Genomic DNA, 15,373 nt, shown 5'->3' with positions numbered 1-15,373 from the left:
GGTGAAGGCCTACCCGGCGGAGATTCGCCGGCGAACCGCTTCCCGATCCTCCTCGGGCAGCGCGTCGGCGGCCAGCAGTTGCGGCAGCAGATCCGATTCGAGGGTCATGGCACGGAAGGTGAGCTCGATGGTCACCTGGTGGTCGGGCCGGTGCACGATCTCGATCGGGTCACCGCCGCGGATCTCGCCGGGCTCGACCACCCGCAGGTACGCCCCGGGCACCGCGGCCTGCGTGAACCGTTTGATCCAGCCGCGCTGTTGCAGCCAGTGCTGGAACGTCGAGCACGGTATCCGCGGGCAGGACACCTCCAGGACGACGTCCGGCCCGATCCGCCAGCGTTCGCCGATCAGGGCCTGGTTGGGGTCGAGGCCGGCGGTGGTCAGATTCTCTCCGAAGCCGCCGTTGCCGAGAGTGACGCCCAACTCGGTTTCCCAGCGGTCCAGGTCCTCCCGGGCGTAGGCGTACACGGCCTGGTCGGTGCCGCCGTGGTGCTTGACGTCGTAGACGCGATCGCCCACCAGACCGACCTCGCCGGTGCCCTTCGGACCGGGCGCGACCACGGCGACCGGGCCCTCGACCGGCCGCTTGTCGATGCCGGTCAGTCCACCCTTTGCGGGATTGGGCCGGGGCCTGCCCACGTTGACGGAAAGCACTCGCATCCGGTGACGGTACGACGTTCCATCCGAGCATGGCGACTCGATCAGGTCGTCGGCATGGTGGACCGCACGGGGCCCGGTCGGCGACCGTCACGGTGATCGGCCAGCAGCCCTATCCGTCCGTGTTCCCGGGGGATGAACCGGCTTCGGCCGGGTATGCAGTGCCGTCCTGGTGGAGTGACGACCTTCCGGTCGCGGTGCCGCGACCGGCTCCGCCGGGCGGGTCGGCGTGCCGACCCGCCCGGCGACGCGACCTCAGGTGGTCAGCCAGTTCCAGGCATCCATGACCCACTGGGTCTGTTGCAGGTAGGCGATGCCCAGCCCGGTCAGGAAGATCGCGGTGACCAGATGGGCGCCGCGCGCACTGCGCCGTACCCGACCCAGCTGCCGCTCCAGCACCACCCGGCCCAGCAGCCGGGTCAGCGCGAAGAGTCCCGCCGCGACCAGCAGGCTCAGCATGAAGATCAGGAACGGTCCGGCGAGGTCACCGCCGCCGGAGATCGCCCAGATCCCCCAGCACACGAAGGCGAACAGCGCGCCTGCGGCACTCCATTCGCCGCCCTTGCGCAGCTGGGCCATGTGCCAGCTCATCGGCCGGCGCGGGGCGGGTGCGCCCGGCCAGCCGGTGCCGGTCGGTACCTGCTCCACCGCCGGGAAGGGTTCGGTGCGCGGCGTGGTGGCACCCACCGAGGCCACCCCACGCCGGTACGGGTCACGCTGCGGCGGAATGCTCGCACCGGACTGCGGCGGCACCTCCACGGTCCGCTCCGCCCACGGCTGCGTCTGGTCGGCCATGTCGTTCCCTCCCCCTCGGCTTGCGGTGAACTCGATCACCGCCGAGCCCTGCTTCGAGGGTAACCAGCCGGCAAATAGGTCGCCGCACCCGTGCCGATCGGTTACACACGACCAGTGACCAGCAATCCCCTGCCGATCAGCATCGCCCGCCCCGAAGACTTCGACGAGATGGGCCGGTTCCTCAACTTCCTGTTCCACCACGCCCTCGAACCCGAGGCGCACGAGGCCGAACGAGCGATCTTCGAGCCGGAACGTGCCCTGGTGGTACGCGACGGTACCGAGTTGGTCGGCACCACGGCCGCTTTCACCCGGGCGTTGGGTGTGCCCGGCGGCGAGGTGCCCGCCGCGCACGTCAGCATGGTCGGGGTGGCACCCACGCACCGACGGCGGGGCCTGCTCACCGCGCTGATGCGCCGACAACTACGTGAGATCCACGAGGCCCGCCGGGAACCGGTCGCGGTGCTCTGGGCCAGCGAGGGTCGGATCTACCCGCGCTTCGGCTACGGATTGGCGTCCCAGCGCCTCCAGCTCACCGGTGACACCAACGAGCTGCGGCTACCGCCGCCGACCGCCGACGAGGGCCGGCTCCGCCTGGACCGTCCGGCCGATCGCCTGGCCGACCTCTCCCGGGTGTACGACACCGTACGCCCGGCCCGGCCGGGCTGGTCCGCCCGCGACGACCGCTGGTGGCGCTATGTCCTGCTCGATCCGGAAGCCCACCGGGGCGGTGCCACCGAACGACGGGTGGTGCTGCACGAGGGACCCGACGGCATCGACGGGTACGGCCTGTTCCGGACCAAGTCCGATTGGGACGGCACCGGCCCGAAGAGCCAGACCAGCGTCGACGAGGTGGTGGCGACCAGCGTCGCCGGGTACCGGGCGATCTGGCGGATGCTGCTCTCGATCGACCTGACCCGCCAGGTGAGCTTCCTGCGGGCCGCCGTGGACGAGCCCCTGCTGCGGCTGGTCGACGAACCCCGCCGGCTCAGCCCACGGCTGGTCGACGCCCTGTGGGTACGCGTGGTGGACGTGCCGGCCGCCCTGGCCGCCCGCCGCTACGCCACCGACGTCGACGTGGTCGTCGAGGTGACCGACGACCTGCTGCCGGAGAACACCGGCCGGTGGCGGATACAGGGCGGGCCGAAGACGGCCAGTTGCGTACCGGCGACCGGTCCGGCCGACCTGGCCTGCGACGTGAGCTGCCTCGGCGAGTTGTTCCTCGGCGGCGCCACACTGACCGCGCTGGCCGATGCGGGCCGGCTACGCGAGTTGCGTCCCGGCGCCCTGGCGGCCGCTGGCCCGGCCTTCGTCTGGCACCGCGCCCCTTCGGCCCTGGAGATCTTCTGACCCCTGCTCGCAACGACCGCCGATCGGGAGCCGGGCCGCTCCCGATCGGCTCGGTCCGCAGGTAGGTCTCCGGCCGACGGCGGATGCGGTCGGTCACCGCCTGTGGTCCGCCCACGTCACACCGATGACGGAGAGCGAAGCGCTGCCAACCGTGTGCTTTCACTGTCAAATATCGGGGTGTGGCGGGCGCGCGAGACCGTGATCGACAGCCGTCAGCCCAGGTAGGGTCGGGGCGTGGCGGACGAGGGACGACGGCGACGACGACACCGACACCAGGGCGGTACCGAGACCAGCGCCGCCGCGACCACCACAGGGATGCACGACGGCGCAGAACCGCCGCGCGGACGACGCGGCGGCGGGGCCGAGGAAGGCGAGCGAGGGCTACGCGGCCTGGTCGGCTCCGGCTCCTCACAGGTGAACGTGACAGCGGCCATGCGGGCGCGGGACGCCGCCCGGCCCACCGACGAGGACCTCGCCACGGCCGAAGCCGAAATCGTCATCGTCCGCCGGAACTGGACCCCCCGCGACGAACTGCCCCGTCGCTGACGCCGACGAGCGCACCGTCCCAGCGGTGGGCCCGATCCGGCCAGGCCCGCCGGTCTGGGAGTGGCCGGCCTCCTGTCGTCAGGAGACCAGCCATTTCCCGATCGGGTCGGTGAGCAGGGCGTGGACGATCAGGACCCGGATCGCCCACAGCGAAGGCGTGGACGACGGGCCAGGGCCAGCCCGCAGTACGGGTGTGGACGGGTCAGGGCAGGTCGGGCAGCTGGCGGGTCTGCTCGTACTCGGCGACCTGCGCGATCCGCCGCGCGTGCCGGTCGCTGCCGGAGAAGGCGGTGGTCAGGAACGCCTCGACGATGGCGGTGGCCTCGTCGAGGGTGTGCTGACGAGCGCCGACCGCGACCACGTTGGCATCGTTGTGCTGCCGGCCCAACTGGGCCGTTTCGACGCTCCAGGCCAGCGCCGCACGGACCCCGGCGACCTTGTTGGCGGCGATCTGCTCGCCGTTGCCGGAGCCACCGATGACCACTCCCAGGCTGCCCGGGTCGGCCACCACGCGGGTGCCGGCGTGCAGGCAGAAGGCCGGGTAGTCGTCGTCCGGGTCGTAGGCGTGCGGGCCGACGTCGACCACCTCGTACCCCTGCTTGGCGAGGTGGTTGGCCAGGTGCACCTTCAACTCGAAACCGGCGTGATCGGATCCCAGGTAGACGCGCATACCGCGCAGTCTGTCAGGCTCGTCCGACCGGGCCTCGCCGGGGCGTGCCGGGCGCGGCGGACGCCACCTTCACGACGGTCGGAAGCGTCCCACCACACCCGGCTCAAGCACCCTGACGACCTGGCCGGCACGCTCAGGCGGGGTCGGGCAACTCGGCGACCACCAGGCCGCCGCGTGCCTTCGGAGTGAACCAGGTGCTCTTGCGCGGCATCTTCTCCCGAGCCAGGTTCACCGCTACGAAGTCGTCCACGGTCACCGGCGCGACGAGGATGGCCAACTCGGCCCGGCCGGCCTCGACCTCACCGGTCAGCCAGCTCGCCGGGTAGTCGCCACCGACGTAGGTGATCCGCTTGTCGCCCGGGTCCAGCCCCAGGGCGTCACGCAGCAGCAGCCGCTCGACCAGGGCGTGGTCGAGGTTCTCCAACCGGCTCACGCCGGTGTGCGGCAGCGTCACGTCGTACGCCTGGCCGGGAAGCTGGAGCACGACGGTGCCGCCGGTTGCCGGAACCTGGGCCGGGCCGTCCAGGGCGGTGACCTGCGCACCGGCGGCGCGCAGCCGGTCGAGCAGTTCCTCCGGCGTGGTCGGCAGCTCGCTGACCAGACGGTTGTACGGCTGGATGGCCACCGAGGCGGGCGTGGTGACCACCGCCAGGAACCGGGCGAACCCGCCGGTCTGCGCGGCGAGGCTGCGGTGGTTGCCGTCGGCGACGACCAGCTCACCGCCGCCGGCGAGCGAGGTCAACTCGTCCTGCTCCGGGCCCGGCCCGAGCAGCCAGATGGCGTGCGTACGCCCGGCCTGGTCGATGTCGGTGGCAGCGGGTGCGCCGGCCGTGTCGGTGGCCTTGGCGAGCGCGGCGTGCAGTTCGTCACCGCGCCCGGTCTGCAACAGCAGTACGGGCGAGAGCAGGTGACCCAGCGCCTCGGCCAGGGCGACCCGCTCGCGCACCTTGGCGATGAAGACGTCCTCGTTGCGGATGACCAGGCCCGGCTCGTCGGCCCGGGTGGAGATCTGATCGGTGTCGACCATGGCGAAGATGCCGTACGCCGGCTCCTCGCCGGGCGCGGTGATCCGGTACAGCACCACCACCTGCTCGGCGGGGGTGTAGCTGCCGTCAGCCTTCGCCTCGGCCAGCCGGGTCACCGCGTCCGGCAGGGCGTCGCCGAAGGATTTGCCGAGGCTGTCCGGCGCCCGGTGCGGCATCTCGATGCCGAGGGCACTGTGCGGATTCGCCTCGATGATCGCGGTGATCTCCGCGTCGTCGGCGAACTCGTCGTAGTTCTGCGCTCCGGTGCCGCCAGTGGTGATCCAGGCCCGGGTGATCGGGTGCACGACCGTCATGACCAATGACGCTACCGTCGTCCACCTGGGCGCCGCCGCCGGACCCACACCCGCCCACCTGGTGAAAGGGCGGGCCCCCGGTTAACGCCTCAGGTAGAGCAGGGCCCCTTGTCAACAATCCGGCTCGGCCGCGCGACGATGCCGGCCGGCGGGTGCCGGCACCACAGCGGGCCGCCGCGGCGATGCCGGCCGCGGACCCTGGTTGCGGATCTCCCGGCCGGGCGGCGTCAACCGCGAGGTGGCCGGGACGCGGGCGACGCCCACCACCGTGGTACGCCCCAGCACGCCAGCCGCGTTCAGTGAACGCTCCTGCTGCGGTGCCGGCCCGCCGTCGACGCGGTCCTGCCGAGGTGCCGGCCAGCTCAGCTTCGTCGACGGGCGGAACGCGCCGCTGTCGGTCTCTTCCGGACGACTCCGGCGCGAGTCGACCGGGGCACGATGTTTGGCCATCTGACGCCTCCACGAGCGGCGACCAGCGGGCACAGGTGCGGCCCGCCGGATCTCTGCGGACACCCGGTCAAACGAGTCCGCGAAGGCAGCGGTGACGCCGCGCCCGGCACCGGAGCGATCCCGCAGCGCGAAGCAGATGCGGTGTCAACAAGGGGCCCGGGCTATGCACGAGACGTTAAAAGGGGGCCCTTCCTTGCACGTCAATCGAAGGTGGGGTCGAGGTCGCGGCTGCGCTTGAGTTCGAAGAACCCGGGGGTACCGGCGACCAGCAGGACGCCGTCCCAGAGCCGACCGGCGGCCTCGCCCTTGGGTGCCGGGGTGACCACCGGGCCGAAGAAGGCCACCTGCCGGCCGTCCGGTCCGGGTGCGTGGATGACCGGGGTACCGACCTCGGTACCGACCGGACGCATGCCTTCCTCGTGGCTCTCCCGCAGCGCCGCGTCGAGCCTGCTGTCCTCGGCGGCGGCGGCGAGTTGCGGATCCAGGCCGGCGTCGGTGAGCGCGGCGGCGAACAACTCCGGGCCGAGTCGCTCCTTGCTCAGGTGGATTCGGGTGCCCAGGGCGGTGTAGAACGCCTTGACCGCCGCTGCCCCGTACCGCTGCTGCACGGCGACGCAGACCCGGACCGGACCCCATCCGGTACGCATCGCCTCCTGGTACGGCTCGGGCAGCTCGCGGCCCTCGTTGAGCACCGACAGGCTCATCACGTGGAAGCGAACCTCGACGTCGCGAACCCGCTCCACCTCCAGCAGCCAGCGGGAGGTGATCCACGCCCAGGGGCAGATCGGGTCGAACCACATGTCGACGCTGGTGCGTTCGTTCACGGTGAAGTCCCTTCGCATCGATGGCACCGGGTCTGCGGTGCACCTCTGAATCCTTACTCTGCGCCCGCCCGATCGGACTGGGAACGGCTGCGTGACCTCGCCCACCAACGGGCGCCGGTACATGGAAGACTCAGGATCGGACGGGCCGTCACCGGCGGTCCACGACGATGTGGCCGTGGCGTACGGCGAGAACGGATGGAGACGAACGTGCCGGGAGTGCACAACCTGACACAGGTCGAGGCGACCGAGCGGGCCCGCCTGCTCGACGTGACGGGGTACGACATCAATCTGGACCTGTCCAGCGCCGTCCACGCGGCAGGGGGTCGTACCTTCCGGTCGGTCACCGAGGTGCGCTTCCGCTGCACCGAACCGGGCGCCAGCACCTTCATCGAGGTGGCGGCCGACTCGGTGCGCTCGGCGACGCTCAACGGCAAGCCGATCGACCTTGCCGGTTTCTCCGCCGAGAAGGGACTGACGCTGACCGGGCTGGCCGGTGAGAACGTCCTGATCGTCGACGCGGACTTCGCGTACTCGAACTCGGGTCAGGGCCTGCACCGCAGCGTCGATCCGGTGGACGGCGAGACCTATCTCTACAGTCAGTTCGAGACGGCCGACGCGCAGCGGGTGTTCGCCTGTTTCGACCAGCCGGATCTCAAGAGCGTCTACACCTGGCACGCCACCGTTCCGGAGCACTGGAAGGTGATCTCCAACGCACCGGTGGAGCGCGAGGAGCCGGCGGGCGAGGACCTGAAGACGGTCCACTTCGCGGAGTCCGCGCGGATGAGCACCTACATCACCGCGCTGTGCGCCGGGCCGTACCACGAGGTGCGGGACAGCCACGACGGGATCGACCTGGGGGTGTTCTGCCGGACCTCGATGGCGCAGTACCTCGACAGCGACGACCTGTTCCTGATCACCAAGCAGGGCTTCGACTTCTTCCACGAGCAGTTCGGCGTGCGCTACCCGCTGCCCAAGTACGACCAGCTGTGGGTGCCGGACTTCAACGCCGGCGCGATGGAGAACTTCGGCTGTGTCACCCACGCCGAGTCGCACTACCTGTTCCGCTCGCAGGTCACCGACTTCGAGTACGAGCAGCGGGCCAACACGATCCTGCACGAGATGGCCCACATGTGGTTCGGTGACCTGGTCACCATGCGCTGGTGGAACGACCTGTGGCTGAACGAGTCGTTCGCCGAGTGGGCCAGTCACTGGTGCAACGCGCGCACCACCCGATTCACCGAGGCGTGGACGACGTTCCTGTCCGTCCGGAAGAACTGGGGCTACCGGCAGGACCAGCTCTCCTCCACCCACCCGGTCTACTGTGAGATGCCCGACCTGGAGGCGGTCGAGGTCAACTTCGACGGCATCACGTACGCCAAGGGCGCCAGCGTGCTCAAGCAACTGGTCGCGTACGTGGGCGAGGAGCCGTTCCTGGCCGGTCTGCGGGCCTACTTCGCCAAGTACGCCTGGGGTAACGCCACCTTCGACGACCTGCTCTCCGAACTGGAGACCGCCTCCGGCCGCAAGCTGCGCACGTTCGCCACCCAGTGGCTGGAGACCGCGCAGGTCAACACCCTGCGGCCGGAGCTGACCATCGGCCCGGACGGCGCGTACCAGCAGGTGCTGGTGCGGCAGGAGGCACCGGAGGGGTACCCGACCCTGCGTACCCACCGCATCGGGGTCGGCCTGTACGACCTCACCGACGGCCGGCTGGTTCGCCGCCAGCGCCTGGAGGTCGACATCGACGGTGAGCTGACCGAGTTGTCCGAGCTGGTCGGCGTGCCCGCAGCCGACGTGCTGCTGCTCAACGAGGACGACCTCACCTACGCCAAGCTGCGGTTGGACGAGCGGTCGATGGCCACGGTGGTACAGCACATCGCCGGCTTCGATTCGTCGTTGGCGCGGGCACTGTGCTGGACGGCAGCGTGGGACATGACCCGCGACGCCGAGCTGGCCACCCGCGACTACCTGGCTCTGGTGCTGGCCGGGCTGCCCGCCGAGACGGAAATCAACCTGGTCACCGCCACCCTGCGCCAGGCGAACAGCGCTTTGACCTTCTACGCCGACCCGGCCTGGGCGTCCACCGGCTGGGCCGACCTGGCCCGCACCGCGCGGACCGCCCTCGCCGCAGCCGAGCCGGGCAGCGGGTTCCAGCTGGCCTGGGCCCGGGCGTACGTCTCGGCGGCCCGTTCCGCGGAGGACCTGGCGGTGCTGCGCGGCTGGCTGGACGGTACGCAGGTGACGACGGGGCTGACCATCGACACCGAGTTGCGCTGGAGCGTGCTACAGGCGCTGGTGGCCAACGGCGTGGCCGGTGCGCCGGAGGTCGAGGCCGAGCTGGCCAGGGACCGGACGTCCAGCGGCGAGCGGGAGGCCGCGTACGCGCACGCGCTGGTGGCGACCGAGGAGAACAAGGCTGCCGTGTGGGCGCAGCTGACCGGTGCCGAGGCGCTGCCGAACTGGCGCAACCGGGCGTTGTTGCAGGGCTTCAGCCACCCGGCGCAGGTCGAGCTGATCACGCCGTACCGGCAGCGGTATTTCGACGCCGTGGGGCAGGTGTGGGCCAGCCGGGACAGCGAGCCGGCGCAGGAGTTCGCGATGCTGGCCTACCCGGCGTACCTGGTCGATGAGGACACCATCGAGGCGACCGACGCCTGGCTGGCGCAGCCGGATCACCCGGCGCCGCTGCGCCGGCTGGTGGCCGAGGGCCGCGACGGTGTGGTCCGGGCCGCGGCGGCGCGGGCCCGGGACGCGCGCAGCGTCTGAGGCGGGCAACGATCTTCGGTGCCGGCGTGGGTGTGATCCCGCGCCGGCACCGGCCGTTGTGGCCCGCGCGGGCCGCTGTCCTTGCCTGACACGACAGAGCCCGGCCTCCGCACGTCGCGGGGACCGGGCTCTGGCGTACGGGAAGTGCTCAGCCCTTGCCGGCGTAGCGGGAGAGCTGGTCGAGGCCTTGGATGATGCCGCCGGCCAGGTCGCCACCGCCGAAGGAGGCCACCATCGACAGCGCCGCGATCTTGGCGTACGTGTCGGGAACGCGCTTGCGCGCGTACCGGCCGGTGACGATCTCCAGCTGCCGCTGGTTGGGCGAGACGGCGATCAGCACCGAGCGGTCCGGGTCGGCCAGCTGCCGGTGCAGCCGCTCGGCGTGCTCCCGGATCGGCTCGTCGAGACCACCGACGAAGACCGAGAAGACCAGGCCGGTCGTCCGGTCGGCCAGGCGCAGCGCCTCGTCGATGCGCAGCAGCTGGCGGGTCGAGAACGGCCCGTCGAGCACGTCGGGCCGGGGTTCCGTCCCGGTCTCGGGCTGCATCTCACCAACGGTCACTTGCGCCTCCGGTTCCACCAGCCGGCGCCTCGACACCGGCCTGCTCCTGCTTGCGGCTGGTCAACGCCGGTGCCTGCGCCCCCGCGGCCAGCACGGCCCCGGCCGAGTCGGCCAGCTCGCCCGGCTCACCGAGGAACCACACCGGCGTGAAGTTGAACGGACGGCCCGGCCGGTAGCGCTTTGCGCCGCCACCGCCGTCTCGGCTGCTGCCCGCGTACACGAGGCCGGCGATCACCAGCACGACGGCTGCCGGGATGCCGACAAAGACCAGCAACGTGTCGGTTACAGACAATCCCAACGCCCCCAGGCGGAAAGAGAGACCTTCGACCGGATCGGGTGACGGATCACCGCGGTGACCTCCCGACTCCGCTGCCACTCACGTTAGCGGAGCCGACGCTCCGCCAGAGCGCGGGGTGGCGATCCCACCCGCCACACGAGCCCTCAAGCTGCGCAGCTGTGCCGATCAGTGTCGCGTCGGCACCGTACCGTCCGGTCAGCAGCACCCCGACCGGCAGCCCGTCGGCACTCATCCCGACCGGCAACGAGACGGACGGATCACCCGTGACGTTGAACACCGCACAGTACGGCGAGAACCGGCGTTGCCGGTCGAAGTCCTCCTCCGGGGTGCGTCCCTGCGTGAACCAACCGACCGGGGCCTGCGGCGCCGACAGCGTCGGACAGAGCAGCAGGTCACAGCCGGCGGTACGACGGATGCCGGCGCGTACCTGTGCCTGGAGTTCGCCGAGGGTGGCGGTGAGGGTGGCGGCGGAGATGCCGGCTCCCTGCGACCGCATGAAGCGGGTCAGGGGCAGTAGCGCGCGCTCACCCTCAGGCGGTACGGGGGTCAGCGCGAGGACGTACCAGAGGGTCTCGAACAGCGGCCAGACCTGCGGCCCGAGCGGCGGCGGCACCTCGACCACCTCGTGACCGGCGGCGGTGAGCAGCGCGGCGGCCCGGTCCACGGCGGCGATGCAGTCCGGATGGACGGGTTCGTCGACGAGCATCGCGGCGGTGAACCGGCCGACCCGCAGCCGGCCCGGCGCGGCGGCGCGGGCCGCGCCCAGGTAACCCCCGGCCGGCGGCACCGGCGGCAGGTACGGCTCGCCCGGCACCGCAGCGGCCATCACGTCGAGCAGTGCGGCCACGTCGGCTACCGTCCGCCCGATCGGGCCGTTGCTCGGCAGACCGTAGGCGCCGAAGCCGAGCGGACCGCTGGAGACCAGGCCACGGCTGGGTTTGTAACCGATCAGGCCGCACAGCGACGCCGGGATGCGCACCGAGCCGCCACCGTCGGAGCCCTGGGCCACCGGCACCAGACCCGCGGCCACGGCCGCCGCCGCACCACCGCTGGAACCACCCGCGGTGTACGACAGGTCCCACGGGTTACGGGCCGGCGGGGCCACCAACCCCTCCGAGTAGAGCGAACAGCCCAACTCCGAGGTGGTGGTCTTACCGAGGCTGACCAGTCCCGCCGCCCGGATGAACCGCACCACGTCGGCGTCGACCGGCGGGACGAAGTCGGCGAACGCGGCCGAACCGAAGGTGGTGCGTACCCCGGCGGTCAACGTCAGGTCCTTGATCGCGGTCGGTACGCCGTGCAGTGGCCCGCGTTCGCCGGCCGGCGTCCGATCAGCGGCGCGGGCGGCCTCGCGGGCCTGATCGGCGGTGACCGTAACGAACGCGCCGACGGTGTCGCCGAGCGCGTCGACGCGGTGCAGGTGGTGCTCGACCACCTCCAGGCTGGACAGCTCACCACGGGCGATCGCCTCGGCCTGCTCCAGCGCGGTCAGGTCGTGCGGCTCGGCCATACCGCCATCCTGCCCTGCGCGCCGGCCCGAGGCGGTCGGCACGCGCCGTTCAAGATGACCGGTTTCAGCTACTTCGAGCAGGACCGGTGCGGGAGCCCAACATCTCCACCCCGCCCCCTGGGCGGCGGTCCGGTCAGCCGTACAGGAAGCGCTGGGCGTTGCCGCCCAGCAACAGTGCGCGCTGGTCCTCGGTGAGGAAGTCGGCCTCGTGGATCACCCGGCCGACCGGCCGCTCGCCCAGCGGGTACGGGTAGTCGCTGCCGAGCAGCACCTGGCCGGCACCCATGGTGTCCACCAGCAGCCGCAGCGCCGGTGGTGCGAAGACCACCGAGTCGACGTAGAAGCGGTCGACGTATGAACTGGGCGGCGCGGCGGAGGCACCGCGCACCAGGTCGCCACGGCGGTGCCAGGCGTTGTCGGCCCGCCCCAGCCAGAACGGGAAGCTACCGCCACCGTGTGCGAAGCAGATCCGCAGGCTCGGCGGCACCTTGTCGAAGACCCCGCCGAGGATCATCGACAGCACCGACAGGTGGGTCTCGGCCGGCATCCCGGTGAGCCACCGGGCCATCCACCGGTCGAGCCGGGGGCCACCCGGCATGTCCCACGGGTGGACGAAGACCGGGGCGCCGACCTGCGCGCAGTGCGTCAGGAACGTCACGATCCCGGCGTCGTCCAGATCCCGGTCACCGACGTGGTTGCCGATCTCCACACCAACGTGTCCGGCCGCCAGGCAGCGGTCCAACTCGGCGCAGGCGGCGTCCGGGTCCTGCAACGGCACCTGGCAGAACGGCAGCAGCCGGTCACCACCGGCCGCGGTGACCTCCAGGGTCAGGTCGTTGAAGATGCGGGCCACCTTCACCGCCTGATCGGCCGGGCGCTCGTAGCCGAAGAAGACCGGGGTGGGCGAGACGACCTGCACGTCGACACCGTCTGCGGTCATGTCGGCCAGCCGGGTCGGCGCGTCCCAGCACTGCGCGCCGATCGGTCGGAACTCGGTCTCCCCGACCATGATCATGGCGGCGCGTTCCGAGTCGATCCGCAGCCAGGGCCAGCCGGACCCGCCGCAGGCCGCGGCGAGGTCCGGCCAACCCTTCGGTACGACGTGCGAGTGCACGTCCACCACGGGGTGGGAGATCGGCTCGGTCATCAGCCCTTGCCCGGGTGCAGTGCGCCGCAGTTGTCGCAGGTACGCGCCTTCTCGTCGGCGTAGAACGCGCCGAACACCGGGGGCAGGTCGGCGGCGATGTCACGCACCTGCAACTCGACCTCGTGCACCTTGTGCCCACACTCAAGGCAGTACCACTGGAACTTCTCCAGCGTCCCCTCCGGACGGACCCGCTCGACCACCACACCGATCGAGCCGGGCTCCGGCCGCTGCGGCGAATGCGGCGTGTTGCGCGGCAGCATCCACATCTGCCCCTCGCGCACGTGCACCGTACGCGGCCCCTCCGGGGTCATCAGGTTGACGTGCATGTTGCCCTTGACCTGGTAGAAGAACTCCTCGTACGGGTCGACATGGAAGTCGGTGCGCTGGTTGGGCCCACCCACCACCATCACGATGAAGTCGTCGGACCCGGGGAACATCTCCTTGTTGCCCACCGGCGGCTTGAGCAGGTGCTGGTTCTCGGCGATCCAGCCCGGAAAGCTGAACGGTTCGACGATCTCACTCACGACTGACCTCCTCTGGGCAGCACGGCCACGGCTTGCATCTCGATCAGTAGGTGCGGATGCGGCAACTGGTGCACGGCCACGGTCGTCCGGGTCGGCCCGGTGGCGTCGAAGAACTCCGCCCACACCTCGTTGTACCCACCGAAATCGTTCATGTTGACCAGGTACGACGTCACCTGCACCAGGTCGGACAGTTCGGCGCCGACCGAGCGCAGCAGGTCACCGATGTTCTCGATGACGGCGCGCGTCTGCTCCCGGATGTCCAGGTCCGTCGTACCGAACTCGTCCACCGACACTCCGGCGAAGCTGTTGTCCGGCCGCCGCGACGAGGTGCCGGACACGAAGACGAACCCGTTCGCCACCTTGACGTGCGGGAACGCCCCCCGAGGAACGGCCTTCCCCGCGACGACCCGCGCCCCGTCCGAGCTCATGACGCGGCCTTCAGGGTGGCGGTGCCGAGCTTCTCGACGACTGCCCGGACTTGAGCGCCGGGTTGCAGCGGGACAGCGGCCGTGGCGGCACCGGCCAGGAACACCCAGCCCTCGCGCAGCCGCACCCCGTACCGCCCGGCCAGGCGGACGCCCTCGTCGAGGGCCCGACGCGGGTCGCCGAGGATCGCCGCCGTCGAGCCGACCTGCGCCACCCGGCCGTCGATCTCCAGCAGCACACCGAGGTTGTCCAGCCCGTCCGGCACCGGCGACCAGGGGCCGACCACGAAGGCGGCGGCCGAGGTGTTGTCGGCGATCACGTCCGGCAGGGAGAAGGTGAAGTTCGCGTACCGGGAGTCGATCAGCTCGATCGCCGGGGCGACCGCGCGGACGGCGTCGGTGAACGCGCCGAGCGGCTCGCCGGGCTCGGGCAGGCGGTCCAGCAGGAACGCCACCTCCGGCTCGACCCGAGGGTGGATGAAGTCGGACACGTCGACGGTGCCACCGTCGGGCACCCACATCGCGTCGGTGAGCCGGCCCCAGATCACCTCGTCGACGCCGACCTGGGCCATCTTCGCCTTGCTGGTCAGCCCCATCTTCAGGCCGACCAGCCGCTCGCCCCGGTCGAGGCGACGCTGCACGAGGGCGGCCTGCACCCCGTACGCGGCGTCGACGTCGAGGCCCACCTCGGCGGCCAGTTGCGGGATCGCGGTGGCGGTGGTGGCGGCCTTGTCCAACTGCTCGGCGATGCCGGCCGGGTCCAGCCCGCTCATGCTTGCTCCTCGGTTCGCGCTTGCGTGACCGCCGGGTCCCCGGCACCGTCGCGGGCCGGGTCACCGGCACCGTCGCGGGCCAGGTCCAACGCCACGTCGACGATCATGTCCTCCTGGCCGCCGACCATCCGCCGTCGACCCAACTCGACCAGGATCGAGCGGACGTCGACGCCGTACCGGGCCGAGGCGCGTTCGGCGTGCCGCAGGAAACTGGAGTACACCCCGGCGTACCCGAGGGAGAGGGTTTCCCGGTCGACCTGGACCGGCCGGTCCTGCAACGGGCGGACGATGTCGTCGGCGGCGTCCATCAGCGCGAACACGTCACAGCCGTGCTTCCAGCCGTGCAGTTCGGCGACCGCGACGAAGACCTCCAACGGCGCGTTGCCGGCCCCGGCGCCCATCCCGGCCAGCGAGGCGTCCACCCGGACGGTACGCCCGGACGGCGACCCGAGCGGCCCGTCGCCGACGATCCGGCCGTGCTCCACGGCGACCACGCTGTTGGCCACGCCGAGCGACAGGTTGTGGTGGGCGTGGATGCCGATCTGTGTGGTCGGCTCCAACACCTGCCGGTACGCGTCGACCCGCTGCGCGACGTCGGACATCAGCAGCCGGCCGCCGGAGTCGGTGACGTAGACGCAGTGTGCCCCGTACGACTCCATCAGCTTGGCCTGTGCGGCCAGCCCGGCCGGGTCGTTCATGTGCGACATCATCAGGAAGCCGGACACGTCCATGCCGTTCTC

General features: G+C 71.2%; 17 protein-coding genes. 3 read left to right on the top strand and 14 right to left on the bottom strand.

The features are described from left to right. Positions 1 to 9: 9 nt before the first annotated feature. Together AB0M35_RS28175 and AB0M35_RS28170 are read right to left on the bottom strand one after the other, a co-directional pair. The gene (locus AB0M35_RS28175; protein WP_363749159.1) at positions 10 to 660 is read right to left on the bottom strand and encodes an MOSC domain-containing protein; all 651 of its coding nucleotides are present in this window, start codon (positions 658 to 660) and stop codon (positions 10 to 12) included. 252 nt (positions 661 to 912) lie between these two features. Beyond that, positions 913 to 1,452: a hypothetical protein gene (locus AB0M35_RS28170; protein ID WP_363749158.1), complete on the bottom strand. Its 540-nt coding sequence runs from the start codon at positions 1,450 to 1,452 to the stop codon at positions 913 to 915. A 114-nt stretch (positions 1,453 to 1,566) separates the two neighbouring features. Here AB0M35_RS28170 and AB0M35_RS28165 point away from each other — a divergent pair, with 114 nt between their 5' ends. Next, the gene (locus AB0M35_RS28165; RefSeq protein WP_363749157.1) at positions 1,567 to 2,799 is read left to right on the top strand and encodes a GNAT family N-acetyltransferase; all 1,233 of its coding nucleotides are present in this window, start codon (positions 1,567 to 1,569) and stop codon (positions 2,797 to 2,799) included. 234 nt (positions 2,800 to 3,033) lie between these two features. Then, positions 3,034 to 3,345 carry a hypothetical protein gene (locus AB0M35_RS28160; RefSeq protein ID WP_363749156.1) on the top strand — a complete coding sequence of 104 codons (312 nt, stop codon included), beginning with the start codon at positions 3,034 to 3,036 and terminating at the stop codon, positions 3,343 to 3,345. A gap of 202 nt (positions 3,346 to 3,547) precedes the next feature. Here the strand turns inward: AB0M35_RS28160 and AB0M35_RS28155 are convergent, their stop codons facing one another. The 4 genes from AB0M35_RS28155 to AB0M35_RS28140 all read right to left on the bottom strand — a co-directional run bounded on the left by AB0M35_RS28155 (position 3,548) and on the right by AB0M35_RS28140 (position 6,628). Further along, positions 3,548 to 4,015 (bottom strand): ribose-5-phosphate isomerase, encoded by a 468-nt coding sequence (locus AB0M35_RS28155; protein ID WP_363749155.1) that lies wholly within the window; start codon positions 4,013 to 4,015, stop codon positions 3,548 to 3,550. A gap of 133 nt (positions 4,016 to 4,148) precedes the next feature. Further along, positions 4,149 to 5,354 (bottom strand): DUF1015 family protein, encoded by a 1,206-nt coding sequence (locus AB0M35_RS28150; RefSeq protein WP_363749154.1) that lies wholly within the window; start codon positions 5,352 to 5,354, stop codon positions 4,149 to 4,151. Between the two features lie 111 nt (positions 5,355 to 5,465). Then, the gene (locus AB0M35_RS28145) at positions 5,466 to 5,804 is read right to left on the bottom strand and encodes a hypothetical protein (RefSeq protein ID WP_363749153.1); all 339 of its coding nucleotides are present in this window, start codon (positions 5,802 to 5,804) and stop codon (positions 5,466 to 5,468) included. A gap of 200 nt (positions 5,805 to 6,004) precedes the next feature. After that, positions 6,005 to 6,628 (bottom strand): disulfide bond formation protein DsbA, encoded by a 624-nt coding sequence (locus AB0M35_RS28140; RefSeq protein WP_363749151.1) that lies wholly within the window; start codon positions 6,626 to 6,628, stop codon positions 6,005 to 6,007. Positions 6,629 to 6,844: 216 nt separating this feature from the next. Between AB0M35_RS28140 and pepN the strand changes: the two genes are divergently transcribed. Then, the gene (gene pepN, locus AB0M35_RS28135) at positions 6,845 to 9,394 is read left to right on the top strand and encodes an aminopeptidase N (protein ID WP_363749180.1); all 2,550 of its coding nucleotides are present in this window, start codon (positions 6,845 to 6,847) and stop codon (positions 9,392 to 9,394) included. A gap of 148 nt (positions 9,395 to 9,542) precedes the next feature. Here the strand turns inward: pepN and AB0M35_RS28130 are convergent, their stop codons facing one another. The 8 genes from AB0M35_RS28130 to dmpG form a co-directional block, all read right to left on the bottom strand. Further along, complete coding sequence (locus tag AB0M35_RS28130) at positions 9,543 to 9,956, bottom strand: DUF5130 family protein (RefSeq protein WP_363749150.1); 414 nt, start codon at positions 9,954 to 9,956, stop codon at positions 9,543 to 9,545. Further along, complete coding sequence (locus AB0M35_RS28125; RefSeq protein WP_363749179.1) at positions 9,943 to 10,230, bottom strand: hypothetical protein; 288 nt, start codon at positions 10,228 to 10,230, stop codon at positions 9,943 to 9,945. The genes AB0M35_RS28130 and AB0M35_RS28125 overlap by 14 nt, the downstream gene beginning before the upstream one ends. Positions 10,231 to 10,300: 70 nt before the next feature. Then, positions 10,301 to 11,764 (bottom strand): amidase, encoded by a 1,464-nt coding sequence (locus tag AB0M35_RS28120; protein ID WP_363749149.1) that lies wholly within the window; start codon positions 11,762 to 11,764, stop codon positions 10,301 to 10,303. A gap of 133 nt (positions 11,765 to 11,897) precedes the next feature. Beyond that, complete coding sequence (locus tag AB0M35_RS28115) at positions 11,898 to 12,899, bottom strand: amidohydrolase family protein (RefSeq protein WP_363749177.1); 1,002 nt, start codon at positions 12,897 to 12,899, stop codon at positions 11,898 to 11,900. 11 nt (positions 12,900 to 12,910) lie between these two features. After that, entirely contained in the window at positions 12,911 to 13,435 is a 525-nt protein-coding gene (locus tag AB0M35_RS28110) for a 3-hydroxyanthranilate 3,4-dioxygenase (protein ID WP_363749148.1), read from the bottom strand. Continuing rightward, positions 13,432 to 13,863: a RidA family protein gene (locus AB0M35_RS28105; protein ID WP_363749146.1), complete on the bottom strand. Its 432-nt coding sequence runs from the start codon at positions 13,861 to 13,863 to the stop codon at positions 13,432 to 13,434. Before AB0M35_RS28105 ends, AB0M35_RS28110 begins: the two co-directional genes overlap by 4 nt. Then, entirely contained in the window at positions 13,860 to 14,633 is a 774-nt protein-coding gene (locus tag AB0M35_RS28100) for a fumarylacetoacetate hydrolase family protein (RefSeq protein WP_363749144.1), read from the bottom strand. The genes AB0M35_RS28105 and AB0M35_RS28100 overlap by 4 nt, the downstream gene beginning before the upstream one ends. Further along, on the bottom strand, positions 14,630 to 15,373 hold a 744-nt coding region (gene dmpG, locus AB0M35_RS28095; RefSeq protein WP_363749142.1), incomplete at its 5' end, for a 4-hydroxy-2-oxovalerate aldolase. The genes dmpG and AB0M35_RS28100, both read right to left, overlap by 4 nt.

Origin of the sequence: Micromonospora sp. NPDC051196 (assembly GCF_040682415.1) — a bacterium.
Classification (GTDB): domain Bacteria; phylum Actinomycetota; class Actinomycetes; order Mycobacteriales; family Micromonosporaceae; genus Micromonospora.
This window is presented reverse-complemented; position numbering and strand designations above follow the sequence as displayed.